The following is a 12,280-nucleotide window of genomic DNA, read 5'->3' as shown; positions in this document are numbered from 1 at the left end:
CATAAAGGTATGGACTGACCCACCGCCATCGCGGGCAAGCCCGGCTCCCACAGAGACCTCTATCGGTTTCAGCAGTGGTGTTACACCTTGAACTGATCCATCAACTTCATCTGCTGGCTGGCCAAGGCATTCAGTTGACTGCTGATGGCCGCCGACTCGGTGGCCTGGCCAGTGAGGGTTTCAGTCACGGTACGAATTGCCGAAACATTGCGATTGACCTCTTCGGCCACGGCGCTCTGCTGCTCGGCGGCGCTGGCGATTTGCAGGTTCATGTCGCTGATGACTGTGACCGCGTCGCTGATCTTGCCTAGCGCCTGCACGGCCTGATGGATCTGCCCGGCATTGCTCTGGGCCTGATGCTGGCTGGAATGCATGGTTGCCACCACGCCACGGGTGCCGCTCTGGATGCGCTCGATCACCAGGCGAATTTCTTCCACCGAATCCTGTGTGCGTTTGGCCAGGTTGCGCACTTCGTCGGCCACCACCGCAAACCCACGCCCGCTTTCCCCGGCGCGCGCTGCTTCGATGGCGGCGTTGAGGGCCAGCAGGTTGGTCTGCTCGGCAATGCTGCGGATCACTTCCAGCACCGAACCGATCTGCTCGCTGTTCACCGCCAAGGCCTCGACCTCGCTCACTGCCTTGCTGACTTCTTCGGCGAGGGTGGTGATGTCGCGGGTGCTCTGCTCAATGATCGACATGCCCTCACGCGCTGACTGGTCCGCGCCGCGTGCCGCGCTGGCTGCGTTGGACGCGCTGTTGGCCACGTCGTGGGCGGTGGCGCTCATTTCATTGGACGCCGTGGCAACCTGGTCGATTTCGCGGAACTGCACCTGCATGCCTTCGCTGGTCTGGCGCGCGATGGCTGATGACTGATCAGCCGTGCCGCGTGCTTCGGTAATGCTTTGTTTGATCTGCGCGATGGTCGGTTGCAGCTTGTCGAGAAAGCGGTTGAACCAGTTCGCCAGCTCGCCCAGTTCGTCTTTTTTAGCGTAAGTCAGGCGCTGGGTAAGATCGCCTTCGCCGCTGGCGATGTTCTTGAGCATTGCGGCCACGGTGTTGATCGGGCGGGTCACGCCGGTGGCGGTCAGCCAGATCAGCACCAGGCCCAGCAATGCGGCGGCGGCGCCGACCAGCAAGGCCTTGAGCGTGCCGGCTTCCTGGGCGTTGTCGAGGACGCCTTGCAGTTTCAAGGTGTCAGCCAGCATCACGTTCTTGGGCAGTTTGATCACGATGCCCCAGGACTTGGCTTCGGCAATCGGCTTGACCGGGTACACGGCGCGGATCGTGTCGTCTTGCTCGCGGATCGTGCGCGTGTCGTTGGCCAGCAATTGCACAATCTCTTTGCCCTCGGCGCCCAGGATATCGATCAGGTTTTTGCCGACCCGCGCCGGCTCGCCGCTGTAGGCCGCGATCAAGCCGGTGCTGGAGAGAATCTCCAGGTGCGCGGCGCCGTCGAAGAGTTCTTTTTGTGCTGCGTCGGTCACCGCCTGCAGGGTGTTGAGGGCCAGGTCCACGCCGACCACGCCGATGACCTTGCCGTCGACGATCAACGGCAGCGAGAGGGTGGTCATCAGCACCTGCTTGCCGGCCACGTCGTCGGAGTACGGGTCAAGCAGGCAAACAGTGCGCGTGTCCCGTGGGCAGGTGTACCAAATGTTGTAGGGCGTACCGCTGAGATTGAGGGTGGTTTTGGTCAGGTCTTCCTCGACCATCACCGTGTTCAGGCCGTCACCGGCGGCGCGGCTCCAGTAGCTCGAAAAGCGGCCTTTTTCATTCGAGACGCGGGCCTTGTCGTTGACAAACTCGCTGTCCTTGCCATCCAGGCCATTGGGTTCGAACGACAGCCAGATCCCCAGCACCTTGGTGTTGCGCTCAAAGGCGGTCTTGAGGCTCTGGTTGAGTTCTTCACGCAGGGCACCCGCTTCCAGCCCGCGCTTGGCGGCGGTGGTGCGCAGGCCCTTGATCTGGTCGGCCAGTGCGGTGACCACCACCAGGCTTTCGCCAAAGGTTTTCTGCAGCTGTACCGCCTGTTCGCCGGCCTTGGCTTGCAACAGGTTCTGCACACTGTTGGTGAGCATTCGCGAGCTTGAATCGCTGACCAGTCGGTTGTTCTGATCGGCTTCGTAGAGGTTGACGCCGACGACCAGTGCAATCACCCCCAACAGGCAGAGGCCGGACAGCAGCACGATTTTCAAGCGGATAGAGAGGGTGTCGAACATAGGTTCACTCGCGATTGGACTTGTTGACCTGCAAGCAGGGCGAGCCAAGTCCATTCGGCGCTATGTCCGGAACATCGGCGTAACGAGATGTTTCATGAGGGAAAGGCGATGAGCGGTAGGAAAAAGACTACACGCCGCGCTATACGGGGGCTGCAAGCCGTTCCGGGCGTGACCATATCCACAGGTTGCCCAGGCTCATGCCGGCGATTGCCAGGTAGATCGGCCAGCCGTGATCGAGCATCACCAGCATCAAACCCGCGCACAGCAGCATGCTGACGGTGGCGCTGACCTTGGCACGGCGCGCGATGATCTTGCCGTTGCGCCAATTGAACAGGATCGGCCCGAATAGCCGGTGGTTTTCCAGCCAGGCGCTCAGGCGCGGCGAGCTTTTGGTCGCGGCCCAGGCGGCAAGCAGGATGAATTCAGTGGTGGGCAAACCCGGTATGACAATCGCCACCAACCCAATGCCCAGGCTGACGTAGGCCAGCAGGCCGAAGAGGATCTGCGCGATTTTTGAGGTGGATTGGGTTTTGCCGGTCATGCTGAAGCTTATCTGCTGAGGAGGTTACAAATTATTTGAATTGGAATGCGCTCAAATGTGGGAGCTGGCTTGCCTGCGATAGCGGTGGGCCAGGCACCGATGTGTAGACAGGCAGTCCGCCATCGCAGGCAAGCCAGCTCCCACATTGAGCCAGTGTTTATCGGAACATTTACGCCAATTCAGGGGCGCTAGCGTACGCCTGTTCCAGCAGCACGGTGAAGCGCACAAACGCGTCGATTGCACCTTTTTCTACTGCGGCTTCTTCTTCGGCGCTGAACTCAAGGCCGTCGAGGGTACGGGTAAAGCTTTTCCAGCCTTCAGCACGGCCACCGGCCGGCTCGCCGAGGTGGCGGGCGCCGAAGGTTTCGCTCAGGCCCAGGCCCACGGCGCGTTTGATCAGGAACGCGGCGCCCAGCTTGGAGCCTTCGGACACGAACAGCCAGCCCAGGGCTTCGGCCTTGCTCGGGTTCTTGACAGCGCCGGCGACCGGTGCAGGCACTTCGGTGTCCAGGTCGCCGAGGTCCAGCTTGGCGGCTTCGGCGCGGCAGCGTTCAGCCAGGTCGGGGACGATCTTGATCAGCTCAGGGTCGTTGTACAGGGCCACCAGTTCCGATTGGAACAGGTACTGCGCGACCACGAAGCGGGCGAAGTTGGCCTGGGTTTCGAACGGGGCGTGGGCTTTGACCAGCGCATCGAGCTTGGTGTGGGGCGCGTTGGTGATCTGGTTCAGGCGCTGGGAGCGCAGGCTTGGGCGTTCTGCGGTAGGGGAAGCGGTCATCGAAAAAAGTCCTTGAGAAGAGTAGCGCCTGGGTGCCCTAAAGAGAGCTGTTATCAACTAGACGAACAAGAAGACGCGGCACAGTAAAAAATCCTCACCTCGCCGGTGAAATTCCGGCGAGGTGAGGAGGCGGCATTTGGGGTGAAGGGCTATCAGATGTCCCAGATCAGGTTGATCGCGAAGTTGCGGCCGGGCTGGGTCAGGCGGTCGAGGTTGGCGGGCGCTGTCACGCCGGCTTCGCCGACGCCGTCGTAGCTGCGCACGTCATCCCAGTTCCAGTACTTTTTGTCGGTGAGGTTGTAGAGGCCGCCGTTGATGGTCACATCGTCGGTGACTTTGTAGTAACCGGTCAGGTCGACGATGCCGAAGCCTGGCGTTTTGAACGGCGCACTGGTGCTGCCATCCGGTGCGTGGAAGGTGGTGCTGTCGACGCGGTTCTGTTTCTTGACCAGCGTCCAGCTGACCAACGCGCCATATTGCTCTTGCTCGTAGCCCAGGCCGAACACGCCTTTAAGCGGGTTGACGCTGTTGAGCGGCTCGCCGTTGTCGTCGTTGCGGCCGTAGGTGTAACCGACCGAGCCCTGGGTGTAGAGGCCTTGCGGTGCGCCGAATGCGTCGAGGTTCAGGCGGCCCTTGGCTTCAACCCCTTTGATGGTGGCGTGCTTGATGTTGTTGGCTTCGAAGGTTTGTACGTCGCCGCCGGCGACCGAGGCGTCTTCGTCGATAAAATTGCGGTACTTGTTGTAGAACACCGCGATGTCGAAAGAGCCCTCGTCGAAATTGCCGCGAATCCCGGTTTCGATGCCCTTGCTGGTTTCCGGCTTGAGGTTCGGGTTCGGCTCGACGGTGTAGCCCAGGTTAAGGTTTTCAAAGCGACCATAGAGCGCCTTGGCCGATGGCGTGCGGAAGCCCTCGGCGTATTGACCGAACCAGGTGTATTGATCGGTCAGCGCATAGGTCAGGCCGAATTTGGGCGTTACACGGTGCCAGGTTTTTTCTTTGTCGCTGACCGGGTAGGCGCCGGTCGGGTTTACGGTGTTGAGGAATTCCTGGGTCAGCTTGGGTTTGAGCTGGGTGTAGTCATAGCGCACTGCCGGCAGGAAGGTCCATTTGTTCCAGGTGATCTGGTCCTGGGCGAACAGCGAGTAGGTGTTGATGGTCGGGTCCGGGAAGTCGCTGGATTTTTTCACGCTGTCGCTGGCTTGTGGGCTGGGTGCGCCGATGGCTGTGCAACCCGAGCCGACCGCGAGGCAGGAGGCGGAGCCTTCGCGCGAGCCGGTGACTTTCTGCTGTTTGAGTGTGGTGCCATAGGTCACTTGGTGATCGGTTTCACCAATGTTGAAGGCCTTGTCCAGTTGGGCGTCAAAGACCCACTGTTTTTCTTCGTAAAGCGTGTCACGGGTGCGTAATACGCGACGGCCCGCCTGGTAGATTTCGGCGGTGGTCTGGTCGGTCTTGGCGATCTGGTAGTTCAGGCTGGTCTTGATGCGATCGGCAATCGGCGACTCGAGGGCAAAGGTGTTTTCCAGGCCGAAGCGCTCGCGAGTGATGGTGTCGTTGCCGGAGCGGGCGCGGTACAAATTCATTCCTCGACCGCCGATGAACGGGCCGCCCACGGCGTTTTTCAGGTTAACGTCGCGGTCATCCTTGAACTTCTCGTAGGTCAGGCCCAGTCGGTTGTCATCGCCATAGTTCCAGCCCAATTTGGCCAGGATATTGGTGGTGCGTGCATCTTCCGGGTTGGCGCCGGTGCGGGCCAGGCCGGTGGCGTTGTTGCCGTCGTAGGATTCCATTTCATGGCCATTGCGCTGGCTCAAGTGCAGCAAACCGTCGAAGTCCTGCACGCGGCCGGCAACGGTGCCGGAGGTCAGCCAGCTGTCGTCGGCGGAGCTGTAGCCGGTTTTCAGGCGGGCGCCGACGTCCTGGCCGGGCTTGATGATGTCGTCCGGGTCGAGGGTGAAGTAGCTCACTGCGCCGCCGATGGCGCTGCTGCCGTACAAAGCCGAGGCCGGGCCACGCAGGATTTCCACGCGCTTGACGATTTCCGGGTCGACGTAGTTGCGGCGCGTCTTGGCGTAGGGGCCGTTGAAGAAGTTGTCGGGCACTTCGACGCCGTCGACTTGGGTGAGGATGCGGTCGCCGTCGATGCCGCGAATGTTGTAGCCCGCGTTGCTGGCGCGGGTGCCTGCGCCGCCGACTGATACGTTGGGCTCGTAGCGCACCAGTTCACGGATGGTGTTGACGTTCTGGCGGTCCAGTTCCTGGCGATCATGCACAGTGACCGTGCTGGGCACGCTGTTGACGTCCTGTTCGTTACGCGTGGCGCTGATGGTCACCTGTTGCAGGTTGAGCACGCTGCCGGCTGCGCGTTTTTCCAGCACGATATTGTTAGTGCCCAGTTTGCGGTAGCTCAGGTTGGTCCCCACCAACAACCGGTCCAGGGCTTTTTCGGGTGACAGCGGGCCGCGTGCGCCAGGGGACGAGACACCTTGGCCCAGCTCTGCCGGCAGGCCGACTTGCCAGCCGGTCACGGCGGTAAACGCATTCAGCGCCGAGACCAACGGCTGCTGCTCGATGCTGAAATTGTAGTTGCCGTGGCTGCGGGCAACCGGCTCGGCGGCAGTGGCGGCCATGACTGGCGCGCTGGCCAGCAGCATGGCAGCGGTCAGCAACGACAGGACGGGCGAAGAAGACCGGCGATTGAAACGAGAGGACATCGAGAGCGCTCCGGAGTACGAATCTTATAGTTGCGAACCGAATCAAATAGGAATCAGTTGCATTGGCTATAACGAGACGTACCGCCGGTTAACATCGAGTAAAAATAATTCTCATTTAGTTCAGAATGACCAGCGCCGGGTATTCCGAAAGCGTGGCCGAGGTGATGTGCGCCAGCGAGCGCACCACGTCCAAAGGCTGGTCGAGGCGGTAGTTGCCGGTGACGGCTGTGCTGGCGAGCTTGTCGTTGGTGTTGATGATCCAGCCCGGGTAATAGCGGCGCAGCTCGGCCAGCACGTCGCTCATCGGGCAGTTTTCGAACACCAGCCGACCTTGAACCCAGGCCAGGTCCTTGCTCACATCCAGCTTGGCGGGTTGGCCAAAGCCTTTGGGGCCGATGCGGATGCTCTCACCGGCGCGCAGGCGCACACGGGCATCGTCGAAGGTATTGCTCAGGTCGACGTCACCGCGCTGCACTTGCACCTGCGCTTCGCCATTGAGGTAGCGCACGGCGAAGTCGGTGTCGCTTACGCTGGCGCGTACCGGCCCGGCGTCAATCTCCAGGGGCAGGCCGCGGTTGGGCGCAACTTCAAAAAACGCCTCGCCCTGGTACAGGCGGGCGATGCGCTGGTGGTCTTTGATGCTGCTGGAAAACGCCGAGTTGGTGTTCAGCAGTACTTTGGAGCCGTCGTCCAATTGCACGCGCTGGCGTTCACCGACGACGGTGAGGTGGTCGGCTTGCAAGCGCACGGGCAGGTTGCTGAAGCTGAACAGGCCGATCAACAGTACGGCGGCGGTGGCCAAGGGTTTCCAATGCGGTTTTATCCGGCGCCAGGCGCTCGGTTTGCGCGGCGCTGCCAGGGCCACGGCGGCGCTGCGTACCGGCGCGCCGCCCCAGGCGGTTTGGGCTTTGTTGAACGCGTGTACGTGTGCCGGGTCACTGGCCAGCCAGGCATCGAACTGCGCTTGCTGCCCGGGTTGCGGGCACTGCAAGACGATCAGCCAATCAAGGGCCTGGTCCATGGCAGTGTCTTGCAACACCTCATGAGCCAGCTCATGGGGGCGCAGTTTATTCGGGTCTGTCACGGTGTTCCTCGGGTCTTCGCCACGTTCTATTCATCTTTCCTACAGACTGGATCGCCACATCTGTCGGCTGAAGCTTAAGGCTGATCCAGCCGTTCAGCCACTCCTACACAGATGGCCATGATCAATTTCAGTTCCTTTTGCACGGTGCTCAAGGACACTTGCAACTGATCGGCAATCTCTTGGTAACTGCAACCGTGCAGGCGGCTGAGGATGAATATCTGCTGTTGGCGAGCGCTCAGCTGGCCGAGGCTGATGCTCAGGTGTTCGAGCAATTGCTCGGCCTGGGTGGCGTCTTCGGGCGTGCTGATGGGCGCCGCGACACTTTGCAGCACGTCCAGCGGGACATCTTCCTGCAGCGTGCGGGCTTGAATGCGCCGCGAACGCAGGTGGTCCAGCGCCAGGTTGCGGGCAGTCTGGTAGACGAAGGGTTCGAGGTGGTCGATCGGCCGCTCACTGAGGGCCCGGGTGACGCGCAGGTAGGTTTCCTGCAACAGGTCCTCGGCGGTGCTGTGGTTATTCACCATCCGCTGCAAGGTGCGAAGCAGAATCACCCGTTGGGTGATAAAGACTTGGTTGAAGCGAGATTGGCTCACAGTGCTACCAGATCGATTTGCAGTTAATGATAATGCTTATCATCAACGGAAATGGCAAGTGGCTATTGCTGTGAGCCTGCACCGATCAAATGTGGGCGAGTGCTTTTGTGGGAGCCGGGCTTGCCCGCGATGCAGGCACCTCGGTATTTGAGTCAAACCGAGGTGATGCTATCGCAGGCAAGCCAGCTCCCACACAAACCGGGCTTACTCGGCGTTGCACAGCGCCAGGCAGTTATCCAGCATCCGGTTGGAGAAACCCCACTCGTTGTCGTACCAGGCCAGCACTTTCAGCAATTTGCCGCTGACCTTGGTGTGATTGGCATCGAAAATCGACGACAGCGGGTTATGGTTGAAGTCACTGGAAACCAGCGGCAGGGTGTTATAGCCGAGGATTTTCGAGTGCTGGCTGGCTTCTTTGAGCAGCGCGTTGACCTGCTCGGCGGTGGCTTCTTTCTTCAGCTCCACGGTCAGGTCGACCAGCGACACGTTGATCACCGGTACACGCACCGCCATGCCGGTCAGCTTGCCCGCCAGTTCCGGCAGCACCAGGCCTACCGCTTCAGCGGCGCCAGTCTTGCTTGGGATCATGTTCTGGGTGGCCGAGCGCGCGCGGTACGGGTCGGTGTGGTAGACGTCGGTCAGGTTCTGGTCGTTGGTGTAGGCGTGAATGGTGGTCATCAAGCCGTTCTCGATGCCCAGCTCGCGGTGCAGCACCTGAGCCACAGGCGCCAGGCAGTTGGTGGTGCAGGAAGCGTTGGAGATGATCTGGTGCGATTGGCGCAAAATGTCATGGTTCACCCCGTACACCACCGTGGCGTCTGCGCCTTTGGCGGGGGCCGAGATGATTACCTTGCGCGCGCCGGCGGTAATATGAGCGGCCGCCTTGTCACGGTCGGTGAACAGACCGGTGCATTCGAACACCACGTCGATCTTGTGCGCAGCCCACGGCAGGTCAGCGGGGTTGCGAATGGCACTGACGGCAATCCGGTCACCATTGACGGTCAGGCTTTCCTGATCGTGGGCAACCTCTGCTTCGAAAGTACCGTGTACGGTGTCGTATTTGAGCAGGTGGGCATTGATCGAACTGTCGCCCAAATCATTGATGGCGACGATCTGCAAATCCTGGCGGTAGCCTTGGGTATACAGTGCGCGCAGGACATTACGGCCGATACGGCCAAAACCATTGATTGCGATACGAAGAGTCATTGGAAAGTGCCTGTCGTCGATTTGTTGTAAGAATTACAAGATTATTCGCATAAAAATAGAAAACAAGCCTTTTTAGTGGCAATATTTTGTTCAATCTACAACGAGTGACCTGAATCAACTGGTCCGATGATACAAACGACACCCTGCCATCCCATGAGCTGCGGGCGTTTGATCAGCATAGGAACGAGGGTCGCCACATCCGTTAGCCTGGAGTTCTACACATGCATCCCCGCGTAATTGAGGTCACCGAACGGCTTATCGCCCGCAGTCGTGCAACCCGCGAGGCTTACCTTGCGCTCATTCGCGGCGCCGCCAGCGACGGCCCGATGCGCGGTAAGCTGCAATGCGCCAACTTCGCCCACGGCGTGGCGGGCTGCGGCACTGAAGATAAAAATAGTCTGCGCATGATGAACGCCGCCAATGTGGCGATTGTTTCCTCATATAACGACATGCTCTCGGCGCACCAGCCGTACGAGCATTTCCCTGAACAGATCAAAAAGGCCCTGCGCGAAGTCGGCTCGGTCGGCCAGTTTGCCGGCGGCACGCCTGCCATGTGCGATGGCGTGACCCAAGGCGAACCCGGCATGGAGCTGAGCCTGCTCAGCCGTGAAGTCATTGCCATGTCGACGGCGGTAGCGCTGTCCCACAACATGTTCGACGCCGCGCTGATGCTGGGCATCTGCGACAAGATCGTCCCCGGCCTGATGATGGGCGCGCTGCGCTACGGCCACCTGCCGATGATCTTTGTGCCAGGCGGCCCGATGCCCTCGGGCATCTCCAACAAGCAGAAGGCTGACGTGCGCCAGCGCTACGCCGAAGGCAAGGCCACCCGCGAAGAGCTGCTGGAATCGGAGATGAAGTCCTACCACAGCCCCGGCACCTGCACCTTCTACGGCACCGCCAACACCAACCAGCTGCTGATGGAAGTGATGGGCCTGCACTTGCCGGGCGCCTCGTTCGTCAACCCGTACACGCCGCTGCGTGATGCGCTGACCCGCGAAGCCGCGCACCAGGTCACGCGCCTGACCAAAGCCAATGGCAACTTCACGCCGATCGGCGAGATCGTCGACGAAAAATCCATCGTCAACTCCATCGTCGCGCTCAACGCCACCGGCGGTTCCACCAACCACACCCTGCACATGCCGGCCATCGCCATGTCGGCGGGCATCATCCTCACCTGGCAGGACATGGCCGACCTCTCCGAGGTGGTGCCGACCCTGTCCCACGTGTATCCAAACGGCAAGGCCGACATCAACCACTTCCAGGCGGCGGGTGGCATGTCGTTCCTGATCCGCGAACTGCTCGAAGCCGGCCTGCTCCACGAAGACGTCAACACCGTGGCCGGCAAGGGCCTGAGCCGTTACACCCAGGAGCCGTTCCTGGTCGACGGCGAGCTGATCTGGCGCGATGGCCCGATCGAAAGCCTCGACGAAACCATCCTGCGCCCCGTGGCCCGTGCGTTCTCGCCGGAAGGCGGCTTGCGCGTGATGGAAGGCAACCTCGGCCGTGGTGTGATGAAAGTCTCCGCCGTTGCCCCGGAGCACCAGATCGTCGAAGCGCCGGCCGTGGTGTTCCAGGATCAACAGGACTTGGCCGACGCCTTCAAGGCCGGTGAGTTGGAAAAAGACTTTGTCGCGGTGATGCGCTTCCAGGGCCCGCGCTCCAACGGCATGCCGGAATTGCACAAGATGACGCCGTTCCTGGGTGTATTGCAGGACCGTGGCTTCAAAGTAGCGTTGGTAACAGACGGGCGTATGTCCGGTGCGTCGGGTAAGATCCCTGCCGCGATTCACGTCAACCCCGAAGCTCAGAGCGGCGGGCCGCTGGCGCGGGTCAAAGATGGCGATATCATTCGCGTCGATGGCGTCAACGGCACCTTGGAGCTTAAGGTGGACGCCGAAGAATTTGCAGCGCGCACGCCTGCCACGGGCCTGTTGGGCAATAACGTGGGGGCCGGTCGCGAGCTGTTTGCATTTATGCGCTTGGCCGCAAGCTCCGCAGAGCAGGGCGCCAGCGCCTTTACCTCTGCCTTGGAGACGCTTAAGTGAAGCTTGCGCTGGTCGGTGACATCGGTGGTACCAACGCCCGTTTTGCGTTGTGGCGGGATCAGGAGCTGCACTCGATCCGCGTGCATGCCACCGCGGATCACCACAGCCCTGAGGAGGCCATCAAGGTCTACCTCCAGGAAGAAGGCCTGGAAATCGGGGACATCGGCGCGGTATGCCTGTCGGTGGCCGGACCAGTGAGTGGCGATGAATTTAAATTCACCAACAATCACTGGCGCCTGAGCAAAGCTGCATTCTGTAAAACCTTGCAGGTGGATGAGCTGCTGTTGGTCAATGATTTCACGGCCATGGCCCTGGGCATGACTCGCCTCAAGCCCGACGAATTTCGCGTGGTCTGCGAAGGCACGCCGGAACCGCTGCGCCCGGCGGTGGTGATCGGGCCGGGCACCGGCCTTGGCGTCGGCACCTTGCTGGACCTGGGCGAAGGCCGATATACGGCGCTGCCGGGGGAGGGCGGCCACGTCGACCTGCCGCTGAGCAGCCCGCGTGAAACCCAGCTGTGGCAGCATATCTACACCGAGATCGGGCACGTCAGTGCCGAAACCGCCCTGAGCGGTGGCGGCCTGCCACGGGTGTACCGCGCGATTTGCGCGGTCGACGGGCACACGCCGGTGCTGGACACGCCCGAAGCCATTACGGCAGCCGGCCTGGCCGGGGACCCGGTGGCGATCGAAGTGTTGAACCAGTTCAGCATCTGGCTGGGCCGCGTGGCCGGCAACAACGTGCTGACCACCGGTGGACGCGGTGGCGTGTATATCGTGGGCGGGGTCATCCCACGCTTTGCCGACTTCTTTATCAACAGCGGTTTTGCCAAGAGCTTCAGCGACAAAGGCTGCATGAGCGATTATTTCAAAGGCATTCCGGTGTGGTTGGTGACCGCGCCGTATTCCGGGTTGACCGGGGCGGGTGTGGCACTTGAGCAGGCTTTTGCATAGGCAGTGATGCCGTCATCGCAGGCAAGCCCGCTCCCACATTCAACCGCATTCATCCAGTTGGAATGAGTTTAAATGTGGGAGCGGGCTTGCCCGCGATAGGGCCTCAAGGGCAACAGATGACTCAAGCTTGGCCATAACAAC

General features: G+C 61.0%; 9 protein-coding genes and 1 pseudogene. 2 read left to right on the top strand and 8 right to left on the bottom strand.

All coding sequences use genetic code 11. From position 1 onward, the window contains the following. Positions 1–80: 80 nt before the first annotated feature. The 8 genes and pseudogenes from ABWL43_RS23540 to gap form a co-directional block, all read right to left on the bottom strand. Positions 81–836: a methyl-accepting chemotaxis protein gene (locus ABWL43_RS23540; protein WP_370004810.1), complete on the bottom strand. Its 756-nt coding sequence runs from the start codon at positions 834–836 to the stop codon at positions 81–83. Between the two features lie 102 nt (positions 837–938). After that, positions 939–2,078: pseudogene (locus ABWL43_RS23535) on the bottom strand (HAMP domain-containing protein); the annotation flags it as partial. 280 nt (positions 2,079–2,358) lie between these two features. After that, on the bottom strand, positions 2,359–2,760 hold the full coding sequence (locus ABWL43_RS23530; protein ID WP_145165428.1) for a YbaN family protein: 402 nt from the start codon (positions 2,758–2,760) through the stop codon (positions 2,359–2,361). Between the two features lie 169 nt (positions 2,761–2,929). Then, entirely contained in the window at positions 2,930–3,538 is a 609-nt protein-coding gene (locus tag ABWL43_RS23525) for a biliverdin-producing heme oxygenase (RefSeq protein ID WP_145165426.1), read from the bottom strand. Between the two features lie 152 nt (positions 3,539–3,690). Continuing rightward, positions 3,691–6,255 (bottom strand): TonB-dependent receptor, encoded by a 2,565-nt coding sequence (locus tag ABWL43_RS23520; RefSeq protein WP_404484688.1) that lies wholly within the window; start codon positions 6,253–6,255, stop codon positions 3,691–3,693. A gap of 115 nt (positions 6,256–6,370) precedes the next feature. Then, on the bottom strand, positions 6,371–7,339 hold the full coding sequence (locus ABWL43_RS23515; RefSeq protein WP_404484686.1) for a FecR family protein: 969 nt from the start codon (positions 7,337–7,339) through the stop codon (positions 6,371–6,373). Positions 7,340–7,413: 74 nt separating this feature from the next. Next, positions 7,414–7,932 (bottom strand): RNA polymerase sigma factor, encoded by a 519-nt coding sequence (locus ABWL43_RS23510; protein WP_242199938.1) that lies wholly within the window; start codon positions 7,930–7,932, stop codon positions 7,414–7,416. Positions 7,933–8,136: 204 nt separating this feature from the next. Then, a complete protein-coding gene (gene gap / locus ABWL43_RS23505; RefSeq protein ID WP_083356951.1) occupies positions 8,137–9,138 on the bottom strand; it encodes a type I glyceraldehyde-3-phosphate dehydrogenase in 1,002 nt (333 codons plus the stop codon). Between the two features lie 221 nt (positions 9,139–9,359). On the opposite strand from gap, the gene edd reads away from it, so the two are divergent. Both edd and ABWL43_RS23495 read left to right on the top strand, forming a co-directional pair. Next, positions 9,360–11,186 (top strand): phosphogluconate dehydratase, encoded by a 1,827-nt coding sequence (gene edd / locus ABWL43_RS23500; RefSeq protein ID WP_145165418.1) that lies wholly within the window; start codon positions 9,360–9,362, stop codon positions 11,184–11,186. Then, positions 11,183–12,139: a glucokinase gene (locus ABWL43_RS23495; RefSeq protein WP_404484682.1), complete on the top strand. Its 957-nt coding sequence runs from the start codon at positions 11,183–11,185 to the stop codon at positions 12,137–12,139. The genes edd and ABWL43_RS23495 overlap by 4 nt, the downstream gene beginning before the upstream one ends. The last annotated feature ends 141 nt before the right edge of the window (positions 12,140–12,280 follow it).

Origin of the sequence: Pseudomonas sp. HT11 (genome assembly GCF_044875395.1) — a bacterium.
Taxonomy (GTDB): Bacteria; Pseudomonadota; Gammaproteobacteria; order Pseudomonadales; family Pseudomonadaceae; genus Aquipseudomonas.
This window is presented reverse-complemented; position numbering and strand designations above follow the sequence as displayed.